The sequence below is a fragment of the Kocuria sp. genome (genome assembly GCF_030536815.1).
GTDB lineage: Bacteria > Actinomycetota > Actinomycetes > Actinomycetales > Micrococcaceae > Kocuria > Kocuria gwangalliensis.
In genome coordinates this window covers 11235-28160 of the sequence record NZ_JAUNPE010000018.1, presented here as the reverse complement: position 1 = coordinate 28160, position 16926 = coordinate 11235, and the positions used below count along the sequence as shown (strand labels likewise).

Here is a 16926-nt window from a genome sequence, read left to right as displayed (position 1 = left end):
GTGTCCTGAAATCCCGAGGGCGACAAGAGGTGGTCCTGCACCCAGGTGAGTCCCAACCACGCCGCGAAGGCAACGCCGGTGAGGAGCCCGCACAGCACGGCGCCCGCGGTTCGCAGCGCGCGGGCTGTGGATGAAGATCGTTGAGGGGTCACTGCTCCACTCTAAAGAAAAGTCGCCTGTGCATGTCGTCCGGTGATGGTAAGCATGACCCATGAGCACATCATCTTCGCCGCAGCCCTCAGATGCTGTAGACGTTCCGGACCCGCACCGGGAACTCGCTCAGTTCGCGCGGGACACCTCCCCGGAGAACCCCTGGCCGCTCAGCCGGCTGTCCTCCAATCTCAATGCCTGGATCAAGAAGGCCCCGGATGCCTGGGTCGAGGGCCAGGTCATCGAGGTCAACCACCGCGCCCGCGTCTCGTACGTGACCCTGCGGGACATGAACGAGGAAATGTCCGTGTCCGTCACACTGTTCAGCCAGGAAATGGCCGCCCTGCAGCGGCCCTTGGAACAGGGCATGCGCGTGGTCGTGAACCTCAAAGCGGACTTCTACGCCAAGACCGGCCGACTCTCCATGATCGGCCGCGGCATTCGCCCCGTGGGGCTGGGCGATCTGCTGGAACGCCTCGAACGTCTGCGCCGCGCGTTGGCGGAGGAGGGTCTGTTCGATCCGCGCCACAAGAAACCACTTCCCGTGCTGCCCTCGTGCGTGGGACTGATCACGGGTCGCAATTCGGATGCCGAGAAGGACGTGGTGCGGAACGCCTCCTTGCGGTGGCCGGGTGTGCAGTTCGAGATCCGCGAGGTCCCGGTTCAGGGCAACGGTGCAGCACCCGCCGTGAGTGCTGCACTGACGGAACTGGATCAGTTGGAGCACGTGGACGTGATCGTGATCGCCCGCGGTGGCGGCTCGTTCGAAGACCTCTTGGCGTTCAGCGACGAGTCCCTGATCCGCACGGTCTTTGCGGCAATCACGCCCGTGGTCAGCGCTATCGGTCACGAGAACGACCAACCGCTGCTGGACTACGTGGCGGACGTTCGTGCGTCCACCCCCACGGACGCCGGTAAGCGCGTGGTCCCGGACGTTCAGGAGGAACGATTGCGCATCGGTCAGGCCCGTGCCGCGCTGGACCGCGCCGTGAGCTCGCTGATCGACCGGGAAGAACAGGGGCTGGCCTCAGTGCGAACGCGCCCGGTGCTGTCCCAACCGGACGGCATGATCCTGGTCCGGGAAGAAGACCTGGATCGCTGGCGCTCCCGCGCGTGGTCCGCGGTCAACACCGCCACGCTGCGCGCTCAGGACACCGTGGCCCAGATGCGCGCCCGGGTGCGCGCCCTGTCACCACAGCAGACCCTGGACCGCGGATACGCCGTGGTCCAGACCACGGACGGACACGTGGTCACGGACGCGCACACCGTGGAAACGGAACAGCCACTGGCCGTGCGCCTGGCCTCCGGTGAACTGGGCGTCACCGTGGACACCGTCAGCCAGCGCCGGCCCGGCGAGCACTAACCCCACCGCTCAAGAAGTACTTCAGAAAGGACCGTCATGACCAAGCAGAACCCGTCCCCCGACAGCTCCGCGCCGGACCTGTCGGACATTGATCAGCTCGGCTATGAGCAGGCCCGCGAACAGCTCGTGGAGATCGTGTCCAAACTTGAAACCGGCGGCACCACGCTCGAGGAGTCGTTGCAGTTGTGGGAGCGCGGCGAAGCCCTGGCGACCCGCTGCGAGAACTGGCTGGACGGCGCCCGGCAACGGCTCGACGCCGCCCGCGCCCGGCGTGAGGAAACCCGGGAGCAAGCGGCGTCGGAGTGAGCTGGACAGTGAGCCGGACGCGGGCGAACCCTACTGGTGGTAGCCGGAGAGGAACTCGCCCAGGCGATCGAGAGCGGTGTCCAGCATCTCCACGGCGGGCAGGGTCACAAGTCGGAAGTGGTCCGGTTCGCCCCAGTTGAACGCGGTGCCATGGCTGAGCAGGATCTTTTGTTCCTTGAGCAGGTCCAGGGCAAAGCGCTCGTCATCCACAATGCCGAACTTCTCCACGTCCAACTTGGGGAACAGGTAGAGCGCGCCGGCCGCTTGTTGGCAGGTGATGCCGTCGATCTCGTTGAGCTTCTTGTACGCCAGGTCGCGCTGGGCCTTGAGCCGGCCGCCGGGCAGGATCAAGTCGTTGATGGACTGGTGACCGCCCAGCGCCGTCTGAATGGCGTGTTGCGCGGGCACGTTGGCGCACATGCGCATGTTGGCCAGCAGCTTGATGCCCTCGATGTAGGACTCCGCTCTCCAATTGGGGCCGGTGATCGCCAGCCACCCGGAACGGTAACCGGCCACCCGGTAGGCCTTGGACAGCCCCGAATACGTCAGGCACAGCACGTCCTCACCGGTCAGTGACGCCAGGTTGATCATCTCGGCATCGTCGTAGGTGATCTTTTCGTAGATCTCGTCCGCGAAGAGGATGAGCTCGTGCTTCTTGGCGATCTCCACGATCTTCGTGAGGGTTTCCCGCGAGTAGACGGCACCGGTGGGGTTGTTGGGGTTGATCACCACAATGCCCTTGGTGCGGGACGTGATCTTGGATTCCAGGTCCTCGAGGTCCGGGTTCCAGCCGTTCTCCTCGTCGCACAGGTAGTGCACGGGGGTGCCGCCGGACAGTGCGACCGATGCGGTCCACAACGGGTAGTCCGGTGAGGGCACCAGGATCTCGTCACCGGTATTGCACAGTGCCTGCAGCGACATGGTGATCATTTCGGACACGCCGTTGCCCAGGTAGACGTCGTCGGTGTCCAGGTTCATGATCCCGCGCGTCTGGTAGTACTGCACCACGGCGGTGCGCGCGGAGTAAATGCCGCGTGAATCCGAGTAGCCCTGCGCGTTGGGCAGGTTCTTGATCATGTCCACCAGGACCGCGTCCGGTGCCTCGAAACCGAAGGGCGCGGGGTTGCCGATGTTCAACCGCAGAATGCGATGACCCGACGCCTCCATTTTTTCCGCCTGTTCCAGCACGGGACCGCGGATGTCGTAGAGCACGTTCTTCAGTTTGTCGGATTGCCTCACCATTGCCATGAGGGCAACACTACTCGTCCGTCATCACGCTGCACCGGAGATTCACCGGGGCTGTTCCCGCAGAAACGTGGCTGCTTCCTCCGGTGACATGGCCGGATCCTGACCGGTGACCAGCCGGGTCATCATGGTCAGGTCCTGGGTGCGAATCCCGTCAGTAACGCCGTTGATTGCGGAAATCGCATCAGCCGTGAGGTCTCCGGTGGTCACCGGCACGAGTTTCTCAGGCCGGTAGAGGTTGTTCGGGTCCGCAAGCACCGTGAGGTCATCGTCTTCGATCACCGGCGCCGAAGCGGGCAGCACCGCCGCTTGCACATCGTCATTGAGCAGCGCATCCACCCGCTCGGCGTAATCCGGGAACTCCGGGGAGGATTTGGGGACGCAGTCGTAGTAACTCTTGAGCCCCTTGATGCCCTGCGCCGTGTCCGCGTAGTTACCGGGCATTCCCACGTTCATGTCCGGGCAGTGTTCCGCCACGGTGGTGAGGTCGTTGAGTTCGAGTTCCACGGCGGTGGCCGCAGTCACCACGAACCGGTCCGTGTTCTCCCCCGGGGATTCATTGAGAATCTTCAGCCCCTCGGGCATGGCGTCCGGCAGGGCGCCGTACACGTCGTCCCCGGAAGGTCCCGCTTCGCTGGAGAAGCCCAGCAGCTGCCCGAGCGATCCCACCAGGCCGGGATCCTTGGACGCGGACGGGACCGGCGTGGGCGTGGCCGACGGCGTTGCGCGGGTCTCGTTCTCGGCCACGTGCACGTACAGGTCACCGGTGAAATCGGGCACCACATCCACCTCGCCGGATTCCAGGGCGTCGATCAGTCCGCCCCGTTCCGTCCCCGCTTCCACGACAGTGGCGGCGATCCCCTGGTCCTGCAGACTCTGCGCGTACATGTGCGCAGCCACCCGGGTTTGCTCGTTCACACCCGTGGCGATGGCTACCGGGTTGCCATCCCGGGTACCCGCCGACGACGCCGCCGCGGTCGCCTCTTGCGCCGCTCCGTCCGTTGCCAGCTCCTCGGCCTCGGTGGCGCACGCGCTGAGGGTGAGCACACACGTGAGTGCCGCCCCGGTCAACGCGATACGGCGGCCGCCCCTGAATCGTGTCCCTGCGTTCCCGGCGTGCGGGGCCATGGTCACTGTTCGATGTCCTGCTCGACCACGGGGCTCGGCTGTTCTTCGGGTTGTTCGACCCACGTGCCCAGGCCGGCCATGCGTAGGGCCTGATCCACCAGGTCCAGGCGCTCGAGTTCGTCCAGTTCCACCAGGGAGAACCACCGGGTGTCGTCCGAGGATCCGTCTTCTTCCACGCTCAGCTCACCATCCACCACGTGGGCCGTGTAAAGCACTCGGCACGCATGATATTCGCGGGGGTTACCGTCCAATCGTTGATCGGGCGTCATCCAACGGCTGTGCACGCCAAGCATCGAGTCCGTCTCCACGGTGTACCCGGTTTCCTCGAAAACCTCGCGCAACATGGTGGTTTCCGGCTGTTCCCCGGATTCCATGCCGCCGCCGGGAAGAGTCCAGGCGCCGTCGAAATCGGGGCGGTGCGGATTCCAATGGGTCAACAGCACCTGCTGGTCACGGACAATGAGCGCGTAGGCGCCCACCCTGGAATCGAAAGCCAAACTCATGGTGACGAGTCTACTGACCGGGACCGAGCGGCGTCGTACCCGCTGGCCCACGGGCGCCCTCCGTTGCCGTAAAGAGAAGGTGAGCGGCAATAATGGGCCGGTGAGCATCGTGGACAACGCCATTTACCGCAACGGGCAGCGGATCAAGACCCCGTCGAGTTTGCAGGAAACCTACCGGCTCCTTCGTCAGCTGGACGAGGAATGCGCGAGCACTGAGGACGGCCAAAAGGAATCGGTGCTTGCGTGGATCGGGCTGTACCGACCGAGCGTTGCGGAAGTGAAGTCGCTGGCCGAGCACTTCGAGCTGCACGAGTTGGCGGTGGAGGACACCATCCAGGCGCATCAGCGGCCCAAGATCGAGCGCTACGGACACACTTTGTTCACGGTGCTGCGCCCGGCGGTCTACAACGACCACGATGAGACCGTGGACATCGGCGAGATCCACATCTTCACCGGCCCCAATTTTGTGATCACCATCCGGCACTCGGAATCCAGCGGAGTCACGCGGGTGCGCGAGCGCGTGGAAGGTGAGGACGAGCTGATCAAGCTGGGCGGGGACGGTGTGCTGTATGCCCTGTTCGACCAGATCGTGGACGACTATTTTCCGGTGCTGGACGGCCTCGAGAACGACATTGACGAGATCGAGGACGCCTTGTTCGCCGGTGAGCATCACGTGTCGCAGCGCATTTACGAGCTCGCGCGTGAGGTCAATGATTTCCACCGCGGGGTGTCACCGCTGACCACGGTCATGAACCAGTACTTCGCGGGCTTCCGGAAGTACGGCACGAACATGGAACTGCAACATCGACTGCGCGACGTGCTGGACCACGTGATTGTGGTGAACAACAAACTCGAGTCCATGCGGTCCTCGCTCGCTGACGCCATGACCCTGGACTCCACCCTGACCACCGCCCGGCAGAACGAGGCCGCCATGGAACAAAACGAGCAAATGAAGCGCATCTCGTCCTGGGCGGCCATCCTGTTTGCCCCATCGATTGTGGGTTCCGTCTACGGTATGAACTTCGCGCACATGCCCGAGCTGGAATGGCAGTACGGCTACCCCATGGCCCTGGGTTTGATGGTGGGTGTCGGTGTGGTGCTGTACGTGATCTTCAAGGCCAAGAAGTGGCTTTGATCCGCACTTAGGTCACGTTCATCCTCGGCGGTTAATGTTGTGCTCGATGGAAGAGAACCTGTTTGATTGGCGATTTTGGTTGGATGCGCCGTTGCGCGTACTCCTGATTTTTTTGGGCGCGCTGGCCCTGACCGCCGTGTTGCGGTTGGTGATTCGCAACGTCACCCGGGGTATTGCCCGCGGTTCGCGCTCGCGCATCGTGCGCAAGACCGACAACGGCAAGCCCCGCTGGGTGGTCGATGCCGGGTTGGCCTCGGACCGCCAGGCTCAACGGGCCTCCACCGTGGGGTCCGTACTGTCCTCGGTGGCCACGATCGTCATCTGGGCCGTGGCCATCCTGATGATTATTTCGGAGTTGGGGTTCAACATTGCTCCGGTGCTGGCCTCGGCCGGTATCGCCGGTGTGGCCTTGTCCTTCGGCGCGCAATCCTTGGTCAAGGACTACCTCTCCGGAATTTTCATGGTCGCCGAGGACCAACTCGGCATTGGCGATTCCGTGGATCTGGGCGAGGCCATCGGCAATGTGGAGAGCGTGGGCCTGCGCGTGACCCAGGTGCGCGACGTCAAGGGCACCCTGTGGCACGTGCGCAACGGTGAAATTCTTCGTGTGGGCAATCAATCACAGGGGTGGGCTCGCTGCGTACTGGACATCCCGGTCCCCTACGACACCAATATCGACCTGCTCACGGACCTCATCGAGCACGAGGCGCAACTGCTGCGCGATGACCCGGACATGGGCCCCAACATCATTGACGATCCCGAGGTCTGGGGCGTGGAGAACATCACCGGCGAGTCCATCACCGTGCGTTTGGCCGTGAAGACCGCGCCACTGCAGCAATGGGACGTGGCCCGCGTGTTGCGCGTGCGCATCAAGAAAATGCTGGACCGCGAAGGCCTGCGCCTGCCGCTGGTCAATCAAATGGTGGTACGTAACGACGGCGCCCCGACCGGTTCCTCCGCGGCCACCGACGACACCCGCACCACGTCCTTCCCGCAGCCTCGCGTTCCCCTGACGGGTCAGTTGCGCACCGCGGTGCGCCTGCCCGAGCCCGCCCCTGACACCTCCACGACCGACGGTCGCACCCCCAGCAAGGATGGCACCACCACCGATTCCTCGGAGCGCCGCGGGGACGGCTAGTTTTCCGGGGACCTAGCGCGGGCGGCGTCGGCGGGCATTTTTGCTCGCCGACGCCGCTTTTGCTCCCTTGGGTCCCTTGCCACCTCGGCGCTGCGGGGCCTTGGTGTGTTGTTTGGGGGGTTGCTTCTTTTTCTTGCTCTCTTCTTCTGTGCTGGGCGGGGTGTCCCGACCACTGTTGGCGCTGCGCCCACGCACAATACCGACGAACTGCTGGACCGCGGCCTCATCCTCTTCGCTGAGGTCCCGGGGCCACACGAGTACCACGGGGACGGTGGGCGCATCCGTGAGCTCGCGGTAGGTCACGTCCTTGCGGTGGTGCAGGCGGGCGACCGACATGGGCAGGACGACCGGGCCCACGCCGGCGGCGGCGAGCTCCACGGCCATCTCTGCTTCGTCCGTGCGAGGTCTGGCTTGGGGCTCACTTTCGGCCGTCAGCTCGCCCGTGGTCAGCGTTTCCGCGACGGTGAGGATGTGATCCTGATCGAGTACGGCGACCTGGAGTTCTTCGTAGAGAGCCACCGCGCGGAACTCCTCGCGGAGTTCTTCCACGTCGGGGTCCTGGTCCTCCCAGTTGAGGCGAACGAAGCACGCCTTGATCTCGCCGTTTGTCAGCGCCTTGCGCCAGCCATCGGCCCGGACAGGGTGCTGGCTCAGCGACGGCTTATGGCGGCGATCCTCCCACCTCCGGAACCACTTCCCCGGCATCACACCGGGCACGTAGCCGACTACGAACTGGTCCCTTACTTGCTGGTGTTCGGGTGACTGCACTGTTTCGGGGAACTCCGGTTCGATCATGGGTCAACCCTAATTGGCGTCAGCGCCCGGGCCGGCTCAACGTGCGAAAACCAGGTGGGAGGACTACAGTGATCTCTGGTGTAAGGGGCTTTAGCTCAGTTGGTAGAGCGTTTCGTTCGCAATGAAAAGGTCAGGGGTTCGATTCCCCTAAGCTCCACTTTTGTCCTGAGTCGGGTCATCGTTGACAGATGAGTCGGTAGCTGGATGACAGAAGGGTCTTGGAACTTTATGGTTCCGGGGCCCTTTTGCCGTGTGTGGGGGCAGCCGATCGGGGAGCTCATCTCGGCCGATCTTCGAGCGTTCCCGGTGTTGATGTCCAGCTAAACTCGGAACACGCCTCTGCCCCGAAAGGACCGCAGCATGGTCCCCACATCACGCCCCACCACCGCCGCCACCGTCATGGCCGGCCTGCTGATTCTGGCCTCCTGCGGCACCGGTAGCGACAGTAAAGAGCCCGATCAGCCCGCCACCGACGAAACGCGCGCGGCGGCGGCGTCGTCGTTGGGAGAGCCGCAAATACTGGCCCGGGATCTCGACGCCCCGTGGTCGATCGCTTTCTATGACGGCGCCGCCCTGGTCAGCGAGCGCGATTCGGCCAGAATTCTTGAGCTCGACGACGCAGGTCAGGCCCGCGTGATCGCCACCGTCGACGGCGTGGCACCCCGCGGTGAAGGCGGCCTGCTGGGCCTGGCCGTGCACGAGAGCCACCTGTACGCGTACTTCACCGCGGAGGACGAAAACCGCATCGAGCGCTTCCCCATGACCGGCACGCCGGGGAATCTCTCGGTGGGGAATCCCGAAGTCTTGCTGGACGGCATCCCCGCGGGTAATACGCACAACGGCGGTCGAATTGCTTTCGGACCGGACGGGTTGCTGTATGCGACCGTGGGTGACGCCGGTAATCGCGAGGCCGCGCAGGACAGGGATTCACCGTCCGGCAAGATTCTCCGAATGACACCGGAGGGAGGCGTTCCGGAGGGCAATCCGTTCCCCGGGTCCCTGGTTTACAGCTACGGGCACCGCAATCCCCAGGGCCTGGCGTGGGCGCAGGACGGCACGCTCTACGCGAGTGAGTTCGGACAGAACACGTGGGACGAGCTGAACGTGATTGAACCCGGCGGCAATTATGGGTGGCCCGAGGTTGAAGGCATGGGCGACAACGATGAGTTCATCAACCCCGTCCAGCAATGGGAGCCCTCCGAAGCGAGCCCCAGTGGCATCGCCATTAGAGACGACACGCTGTTCATGGCCAATTTGCGCGGCGCACGAATGCGCGAAATACCACTAGCTGATACCTCTCAGTCGGTGGAGCATTTCACCGACGAGTACGGGCGGCTGCGCGACGTCACCGTGGCTCCGGACGGCTCCCTGTGGGTCATGACCAACAACACGGACGGTCGAGGCAACCCATCGCCGGACGATGACAGGATTTTGCGGTTCGGACGCTGACATATTTTGCGCGACCCAGGTGCTCGCCCAGGGTAGCTTTCGCCGGATTCGGGCCGGTCAATCCCACACCCAAGGCGTGCAGTTCCCAAGGATCTGCACGCGTACTCAAGGGGCTCTTCACAGATGACGGTGTAGTTCGGTTCTGAATCCTCCGGTGTCGAGGAGGGCGCGGGTGAGGTAGTGGGTGAGGTTGCGGAAGCCCAGGGCGGTGCCGCGTAGGTGTTCGAGGCGGCCGTTGATGGCCTCCGTGGGCCCGTTGGAAGTGCCGGGTCGGTGGAAGTAGGCCAGCACGTCCTCGGTGCGTCGTTTTAGGGTCCGGCCCAGCGTGATCAGCTCTGTGAGCTCTTTGGGGACGCCGTCGGCCAGGGCGGTGATCACGGCCCTCAGCTGCTTTTTGCCGGCCTCCCGGTCGGGGTTGCGGTAGGCGGCGATGATCCGTTGGTAGATGCCCCAGGTCGCCTCGACTTCCACGTGCTCGTCGGCGGTGAACACGGTGTTCAAACGCTCGATCTGGCGGTCGGTGAGTAGGCCGGCGCCGGTGTGCAACACGCGTCGGATCCCGTAGAGAGGGTCCCCGGAGCGACCCCGGTGATCGCAGGGTGGCTTGTTGGACCCGCTGGCGGCGCTGATCGATCTTCTCCCCGGCCAAAGCGACGACGTGGAACGGGTCCATCACCGCGGTCGCCTGGGGAATCTCTTCGGCAGCTGCGGTCTTGAATCCGGAGAACCCGTCCATGGCGACCACCTCGATGCCGTCGTGGAACTCCTTTTTCTGTTCCTCAAGCCAGTCCTTGAACACCTTCTTCGAGCGCCCCGGCACCATGTCCAGCAGTCTCGAAGGGCCGGTGCCCTCACGGATCGGCGTCAAATCGATGATCACGGTAACGTACTTGCTGCCGCGGCGGGTGTGGGACCACACGTGCTCGTCGACCCCGAGCACCTTCACCGCCTCGAACCGGGTGGGATCGTTGATCAGCAACTGGCGGCCGGTCTCCAAGATCACGTCGTTAGCGGTATTCCAGGCCACGTCCAGACCGGCGGCGATCCGTGAGACCGACAGCCCGTCGATGACCACGCCCTTCAGTGCCCACAGGGCGGCGTGGTGAGTCAGCTTGGTCCGCGGGTGGGCCGCTTTCGAGGTGTCCTGGCGCCACACGCGCTGGCAGCGAGGGCAACGGTAGCGGCGCACTCTGAGCTGCAACATCGTCGGTCTCCAGCCCAGCGGAACGTGGGCCAGCCAGCGCACCACCGTGCCTCGGGGCACGCCTTGCTGGCCGCACTGGTGGCACCAGTTGTCGCGATCGCGGACCAGGCACTCAAGGACCGAGCTATCGGGTTCGATCAGCTGGCCGGTGGCAGTCAGTCCCAGCCGGTCGAGCTGGCAGAAGGTGTCGAGATCAGGCGCAGTGAAGGTAGCGTTGGGCACGTCGAGGTCTTTCGGATGGGCAGCGTAGGAACGTCCATCATCGGAAGACCTCGACGCTTACCCGGGCACCGACGCGCCGCCAGCTGCTACACCCTCAACTGTGAAGAGCCGCTTTACCTACACCGCCATTTCACCGTTCAACCCCGGACTGTTCATCACCGAAGTCGTCTGGGCCATCGTGGCACTTTTCGGTCTGTATAAGATCTGGTTCAAGCGCCCGGTATCACCGGAGGAAGTGCCCGTACAGTAAGAAGTGAGCTGACAAGAACTGCGCATTGAGGACAACCCGCAACGAGCCACTCTGCTTCAGGTGAGGCAGGGTGGCTCGAGCATTTTGATCCTTCGTAGATCCCTACTGTCCGAACGCGCGGAACCGCATTCGCGGACCAAGAATCGGACCCGGCCGCGGCGGCGTCGTTCACCCGTGCGGTAGTCGACCAACTCGCCCAGCAGCAGGTTGAATCCGAGAGAACGAGGCATCAAGGCTCCGTATGAGAAGACTCACACTCACTGAATGCCGTTCCTACTCGTAAATAATTTGCGGGTTGACCTGCAGCAACGTTAGATAAGAGACACTCGTTACTTTTCTCGTGACCAAATCGTTAGCTATTCCGATTGCAAATCATCGATTAGCCCCGTTACGTTTAATACTCAAATGAACCAGCAGGGGGATGCTGGAGATCCACATCGCGAGAGCATGACGCGTTGCCCGTACGGTCGGGGGACCTGACCGGGCATTTTCATGACACCAGGTACTGCCGCCTCGTCCCGTGTGCAGTTTGGCTCCCCCTAGCGTTACAGGTTCTTACTTGGGGGAGTTTATTAATGGACCATCTTGTTGCTAAAGATTCGTCTCAAAAACCTACTGAAACATTTGAAACACTGTCTGACCGGGCTGTTTACCCTGTAGAGGCACCTCCGGAACCACGCACACTCGTGGACATCGTTCTGGACACCGTTGCCCAATTCCCGGATGCCATTGCTCTCGAGGACGAGCATGAAAGAGTGCCCTACGGCGAGTTGGAAGCCCGCATTGAGACGCACGTCCAGCGGCTGTGGGACATTGGCGTGGGACGCGGCGACCGCGTGGGCATCCGAGTTCCCTCCGGCGGTGTAGACCTCTACGTTGCCATCCTCGCCACCTTGTTCGCGGGCGCCGCCTACGTTCCGGTCGATTGGGACGATCCCGATGAGCGTGCCCGCACGGTCTGGGAGGAGGCCGACGTGGCCGCAGTCTTCGGCCAGGACCTCGAACTGACACGCAGGGCAGGCGTCACCACCACCGGTGACACCGAGCAGCCGCGCACCCAGGATGACGCCTGGATCATCTTCACATCCGGTTCCACCGGTAAACCCAAGGGTGTGGCAATCACCCACCGCTCCGCGGCCGCCCTCGTGGACGCGGAAGCCAAAATGTACTTGCAGAGGCGCCCCATGGGCCCGGGCGACCGCGTCATGGCGGGCCTATCGGTTGCCTTCGACGCCTCGTGCGAGGAAATGTGGCTGGCCTGGCGTTACGGCGCCACGCTGGTACCGGCCCCGCGCGACGTCGTTCGGTCCGGTCCCGATCTGGGCCGCTGGATCATCAACCACCGCATCACTGCGGTCTCCACCGTGCCCACCCTGGCGTCGTTGTGGCCCAGCGAAGCCCTGGACACCGTGCGCCTGTTGATCTTCGGCGGCGAAGCATGCCCGCTTGAACTCACCCAGCGCCTGGTCCGCCCCGGACGCGAGGTCTGGAACACCTACGGCCCCACAGAGGCCACCGTGATCGGCTCGGGCGCCATCCTGACCGGAGACGCCCCCATTCGGATCGGCCTGCCCGTTCCCGGGTGGCAACTGGCCGTGGTGGACACTCAAGGCGAGCCTGTGGCCTGGGGCGAAACCGGTGAACTGATCATTGGAGGCGTTGGCCTGGGTCGCTACCTGGACCCCGAAAAGGATGCCGAGAAGTATGCGCCGCTGCCCTCCCTGGGCTGGGAACGCGCCTATCGCACCGGTGACATGGTCAAGGCGGACCAGGAAGGTCTCGTCTTCGCGGGCCGAGTCGATGATCAGGTGAAGATCTCCGGCCGCCGCATGGAACTGGGCGAGATCGACGACTACATGAGCGCCGTCCCCGGCGTCCGAGCCGGCGCCTGCGCGGTCCACCCCACCCCGGGTGGCGACAACATCATTGCCGGTTATTTGGTCCCCGAGTTCGAAGGTGCCGTGGACCTCGTGGCCGTGCGGGGGTGGCTCTCCGAACGTTTGCCGGGCCAAATGGTTCCGGCATTGTGCCTCATGGACGAGCTTCCCCTGAAGACGTCGGGCAAGGTGGACCGCAAGGCCCTGCCATGGCCGATGCCCACTGACGATCAGGATGACAAGCCCTCGCTCGACCCCGACCTCGCGTGGCTCGCGGAGCTGTGGGCCGATCAGCTCGGTCCGCTCCCCTTCGCCGAGGACAGCGATTTCTTTGCCATGGGTGGTAGTTCGGTGGGTGTGGCCCGCCTGGTTTCGGCTCTGCGACAGAGCCACCCGGACACCGAAATTGCCCGTATTTATGCCGACCCCACTCTGCGGGGTATGGCGGATTACTTGCAGACCCTGGAGGCATCCCAGGATTCCAAGCGTGAACCCGCACCGCTGCCCTCCTGGACCGGCTGGGTTCAGGGAGCTTTCCTCGTGGGTCTGAACATCGTCAATGGTTTGCGCTACGTGGTGGGTTCGCTCATCGTCGTGTGGATCCTCGCGGTGATTGTCGGTGCCGGCTGGGTACCCACTCCCCCGCTGCTGCCGCTGATCATTGGCTGGCTCGTGATGTTCTCCCTGCCCGGTCGTGTGCTGTTGGGCTCCGCCTGCGTGAGACTGCTGACCGCCGGGCTCAAACCTGGTCATTATCCACGTGGTCAGTGGACTCACTTGCGGGTCTGGGCCGCCGAACGTCTCGTGGTGTTCAACAAGTACGAGGTTCTGCTGGGCACACCCATGGCCCGAACCCTCCACCGTCTCTTCGGTAACAAGGTGGGCAGCGGTGCACACCTGCACCACATGCCGACCGTGACCGGTCTTGTCTCCATCGGAGAGCACGCCACCGTGGAATTCGAGGCGGACCTCGCTGGCTACTGGCTCGACGGGGACACCTTGCATGTCGGCGCCATTGAGATCGGCGCGAATTCGCGGGTGGGTACCCGTACGCTCGTGGACCCCGGATCCCGCGTGGGCGAGGGGGCAGAGGTCCTGCCGGGCTCGCACGTGACCGGAACGGTTCCGAACGACGAGCTGTGGGGCGGCTCCCCCATGTACCATCGTGGCGCCGCCGCGCAGGCCTGGCCCGAGGTCACTCCGGACGCTGTGCCCGGGCTTCCCACCTGGGGCAGAGCCAAGTCCCACCTGGCCTATTCCGGGGGCGCGGCCATTATCGGCCTGTTGCCGTTCTTGGCGATCATCCCGGGCGCACTCCTGATCCTGCCGCAGGTGATCGGAATCGAGCTCTACGAACTCGTGTTCCCGGTCCTCGCGCTGTGGGTGCCGGTCTTCGTCATCGTGACCGCTGCGGTGTGGCTGTTGCTCGTGGTGGGTTGTGTGCGCCTGGCCGCGGGCATGATCACCCCCGGTTACTTCCCGCAGAACGGTCCCGTGGGTTGGGCCACCTGGTTCACCGAAACCCTCATGCAGCGCACGTTGGTCTCGACCTACCCGATTTACGCGTCCTGCGTCACTCCGTTGTTCCTCCGCCTGCTGGGCGCACGTGTGGGACGCTCGGTCGAGATTTCCACGGCAGAGACCATTCCGCACCTCACGTCCCTCAAGGACGGTTCCTTCCTGGCCGACCACTCGCTCATTGCCTCGCACCGGGCAGGGTTCGGCTGGGTGCACCTGGGTACCTCCGTGATTGGGGAACGCACGTTCGTGGGTAACTCCGCGATCGTGGGTCCGGACCGTGACCTTCCCGAGGACGCCCTCGTGGCCGTGCTCAGCTCCGCGCCCCACAAGGCCCCGGTCGGTTCGTCGTGGCTCGGTCGCCGCGCTCAGCCCATTGCCCGGGCCCACACGGACGCGGATGAAGCGGCAACCTTCCGCCCGCCCCGCCGACTTCAGGCGGCCCGCGCGTTCGTGGAAGCGTTCCGCATGGTCCCGGCCATGGTCTCCGCGTGGATCGATCTGATGATCGTGTACGCGCTGACCAACATCTACATGGCCCACGGAATGGGCCTTCAGGGTCTGCTCTACACGGCACTGTGGTCCGGTGTGGTGCTCCTGGGCGCCAGTACGTTGGCGTGCCTGGTTCCCGTGATCGTGAAGTGGGCCCTGATGGGTCGCTTCCGCACCGGCGAGCGCCCGCTGTTCAGCTCGTTCGTGTGGCGTAACGAGTTGGCGGATGTCTTTGCCGAGTCCCTGGCCGTGCCCTCATTGGTCCGACTCAGTGTGGGATCCCCGTTGTTCAACGCCTGGGTCCGCCTCATGGGTGCCCGCGTGCAACGGGGCGTGTGGTGCGAGACCTGGTGGCTGCCGGAGTTCGACCTGGTCACCCTTGAAGAAGGTGTGTCCGTGAACCGCGGTACGGTTCTGCAGACCCACCTGTTCCACGACCGCATCATGCGGTTGGAACCGGTCACGATGCGCCGCGGCTCCACGTTGGGTCCCAACAGCTTTGTGCTGCCCGGAGCCACGATCGAAGAACGCTCAACCGTGGGCCCCGGCTCCCTGGTCATGCGCCAGGAAACCGTACCCGCCAACGGCAACTGGGGCGGCAACCCCATCCGACACCTTGAGGCCGGGGACCAGGCGGTCAGCGCCCAGGTCATTCCCGGACCGCCGGTTGCGGGACATGATCTTCCGATCCTGTCCACCGCACCCACCACGACATCGCAGGCCGTCTCGGCGGCAGCACCCGAGGAGGCCACCCGATGAACGGACAAGCAGTGGATGAAATACCCGAAGGGTACCTCGCTCTCGGCGAGCGGCCCCGCCCCGGACAGCGCCCTCAGCGCGAGGTGTGGACCGGCGGCTCCGACAGCGGCCGCACGTCCACGACCGAGGCCCAGCACTGGAGCGAAAATGCTCCGGTGATCACTGCCCCGCCGCGTGCCACCGCGCCGTCGCCTCGGCAAGGCGCTGCGACACGCAACGTGGCCAGCGCGGACGGGCGGCGCACCAAGCGTCGCATCATGGGGGTCGACGTCGCTCGCGGCTTTGCGCTGCTCGGCATGATCGCGGTCCACACCCTGCCCGCCTCGGTGGGCACCACCGACCAGCCCTCATTGACGTGGGTGTTGTTCGGCGGTCATTCCGCGGCGTTGTTCGCCGTCCTGGCGGGGGTCAGTCTGGCCTTCCTCACGGGTGGCAGGAATCCGCGTAAGGGCCTGGAAGCCCGCCGCGCTCGGGTGGGCATCGCCGTGCGCGCACTGTTGTTGTTCGCCCTCGGGTTACTCCTCAACACCTTGGACTTCCCCGCGTTCAACATCCTGATTTATTACGGTCTGATGTTCCTGCTGGCCATTCCCTTCACCGTGATGCCCGTGCGGTGGCTGCTGACGAGCGCCGTGCTCTTCATGATCTTCGCCCCGATGCTCATGCAGGCCTCGCTGGGGGTCCTGCCCGCGCACGTGCACGACAACGCCAATCTCGTGAACTTGTTCTCGGAGCCCGGTGCGGTCTTTTCTGAGCTGCTCCTGACGGGGACCTACCCCGCGTTGCCGTGGATGGCGTTCATCTGCCTGGGTATGGCGCTGGGGCGGTTGCCCCTGACCCGTGATCGGATCCAGATTCTGCTGGTGATCTTCGGCGCGGTGATCGCGGCCGTGGCCAAGGGCCTGTCCATGATGATGCTGCTGCGCTTCGGCGTGCGCGACGCACTGGTCACTGCCACCCCGTGGCTGACCACCAAGGAAGTCATGACCATCCAGAATTACGGTCCTGACCCTCAACTTCCGACCACCACCATGAGCTGGCTGCTGATCTCCGGTCCGCACACCAACACACCCTTCGCGATTGCCCTGAGCGCGGGACTGGCCATGGTGGCCCTGGGATCCTTCCTGTTGATCTGCCGGTGGATCGGCCGGTTCTTGGCTCCCCTGGGCGCCATGGGATCCATGACCCTGACCATCTACAGTGCGCATCTGGTGTTCCTGGCCTTCGTGCCTATCAGCGAAACCCCGATGTTCTGGCTGATCATCCAGATCGCGGTGGCCGCGCTGGTGGCCACCGCGTGGCAGCACGCGATGGGTTCCGGCCCCCTGGAACGGCTGGTCACCAAGGCGTCTCACGCTGCGGGTCGCAAGGTGGTACCCACCGATCGAGTAA

At 64.3% G+C, this 16926-nt stretch carries 14 protein-coding genes, 1 tRNA gene and 1 pseudogene; 9 read left to right on the top strand and 7 right to left on the bottom strand.

Annotated features, from left to right (window positions below):
* The first annotated feature begins 211 nt into the window (after positions 1-211).
* The gene (gene xseA / locus Q4E95_RS03570; RefSeq protein WP_303381997.1) at positions 212-1513 is read left to right on the top strand and encodes an exodeoxyribonuclease VII large subunit; all 1302 of its coding nucleotides are present in this window, start codon (positions 212-214) and stop codon (positions 1511-1513) included.
* A 36-nt stretch (positions 1514-1549) separates the two neighbouring features.
* Entirely contained in the window at positions 1550-1819 is a 270-nt protein-coding gene (locus tag Q4E95_RS03565; protein WP_303381996.1) for an exodeoxyribonuclease VII small subunit, read from the top strand.
* A gap of 30 nt (positions 1820-1849) precedes the next feature.
* Here Q4E95_RS03565 and Q4E95_RS03560 read toward each other — a convergent pair whose 3' ends face one another.
* From Q4E95_RS03560 to Q4E95_RS03550, 3 genes are read right to left on the bottom strand one after another with little or no spacing between them, the layout of a single operon-like run.
* Positions 1850-3067 (bottom strand): pyridoxal phosphate-dependent aminotransferase, encoded by a 1218-nt coding sequence (locus Q4E95_RS03560; RefSeq protein ID WP_303381995.1) that lies wholly within the window; start codon positions 3065-3067, stop codon positions 1850-1852.
* A 42-nt stretch (positions 3068-3109) separates the two neighbouring features.
* Positions 3110-4192, bottom strand: coding sequence for a glycine betaine ABC transporter substrate-binding protein (locus Q4E95_RS03555; RefSeq protein ID WP_303381994.1), 1083 nt, complete (start codon positions 4190-4192; stop codon positions 3110-3112).
* A 2-nt stretch (positions 4193-4194) separates the two neighbouring features.
* Complete coding sequence (locus Q4E95_RS03550; protein WP_303381993.1) at positions 4195-4695, bottom strand: NUDIX hydrolase; 501 nt, start codon at positions 4693-4695, stop codon at positions 4195-4197.
* Positions 4696-4795: 100 nt separating this feature from the next.
* Between Q4E95_RS03550 and corA the strand changes: the two genes are divergently transcribed.
* Together corA and Q4E95_RS03540 are read left to right on the top strand one after the other, a co-directional pair.
* Entirely contained in the window at positions 4796-5830 is a 1035-nt protein-coding gene (gene corA, locus Q4E95_RS03545; protein ID WP_303381998.1) for a magnesium/cobalt transporter CorA, read from the top strand.
* Between the two features lie 46 nt (positions 5831-5876).
* Positions 5877-6968, top strand: coding sequence for a mechanosensitive ion channel family protein (locus Q4E95_RS03540; protein WP_303381992.1), 1092 nt, complete (start codon positions 5877-5879; stop codon positions 6966-6968).
* Positions 6969-6980: 12 nt separating this feature from the next.
* On the opposite strand, the gene Q4E95_RS03535 is transcribed toward Q4E95_RS03540, so the two are convergent.
* Positions 6981-7763 (bottom strand): LysR substrate-binding domain-containing protein, encoded by a 783-nt coding sequence (locus tag Q4E95_RS03535; RefSeq protein WP_303381991.1) that lies wholly within the window; start codon positions 7761-7763, stop codon positions 6981-6983.
* Positions 7764-7847: 84 nt separating this feature from the next.
* On the opposite strand from Q4E95_RS03535, the gene Q4E95_RS03530 reads away from it, so the two are divergent.
* Both Q4E95_RS03530 and Q4E95_RS03525 read left to right on the top strand, forming a co-directional pair.
* Positions 7848-7920, top strand: a tRNA-Ala gene (locus Q4E95_RS03530).
* A gap of 203 nt (positions 7921-8123) precedes the next feature.
* Entirely contained in the window at positions 8124-9212 is a 1089-nt protein-coding gene (locus Q4E95_RS03525; RefSeq protein ID WP_303381990.1) for a sorbosone dehydrogenase family protein, read from the top strand.
* Positions 9213-9329: 117 nt separating this feature from the next.
* Here the strand turns inward: Q4E95_RS03525 and Q4E95_RS13880 are convergent, their stop codons facing one another.
* Together Q4E95_RS13880 and Q4E95_RS13875 are read right to left on the bottom strand one after the other, a co-directional pair.
* Entirely contained in the window at positions 9330-9761 is a 432-nt protein-coding gene (locus Q4E95_RS13880) for a transposase (RefSeq protein WP_368660306.1), read from the bottom strand.
* Positions 9762-9768: 7 nt separating this feature from the next.
* Positions 9769-10476: pseudogene (locus Q4E95_RS13875) on the bottom strand (ISL3 family transposase); the annotation flags it as partial.
* 262 nt (positions 10477-10738) lie between these two features.
* Here Q4E95_RS13875 and Q4E95_RS03515 point away from each other — a divergent pair.
* Positions 10739-10888, top strand: coding sequence for a hypothetical protein (locus Q4E95_RS03515; protein WP_303381989.1), 150 nt, complete (start codon positions 10739-10741; stop codon positions 10886-10888).
* A gap of 56 nt (positions 10889-10944) precedes the next feature.
* Here the strand turns inward: Q4E95_RS03515 and Q4E95_RS03510 are convergent, their stop codons facing one another.
* Positions 10945-11118 (bottom strand): hypothetical protein, encoded by a 174-nt coding sequence (locus Q4E95_RS03510; protein WP_303381988.1) that lies wholly within the window; start codon positions 11116-11118, stop codon positions 10945-10947.
* Between the two features lie 456 nt (positions 11119-11574).
* On the opposite strand from Q4E95_RS03510, the gene Q4E95_RS03505 reads away from it, so the two are divergent.
* Both Q4E95_RS03505 and Q4E95_RS03500 read left to right on the top strand, forming a co-directional pair.
* Positions 11575-15534: a Pls/PosA family non-ribosomal peptide synthetase gene (locus Q4E95_RS03505; protein ID WP_303381987.1), complete on the top strand. Its 3960-nt coding sequence runs from the start codon at positions 11575-11577 to the stop codon at positions 15532-15534.
* On the top strand, positions 15531-16926 hold a 1396-nt coding region (locus tag Q4E95_RS03500), incomplete at its 3' end, for a heparan-alpha-glucosaminide N-acetyltransferase domain-containing protein (protein ID WP_303381986.1). The genes Q4E95_RS03505 and Q4E95_RS03500, both read left to right, overlap by 4 nt.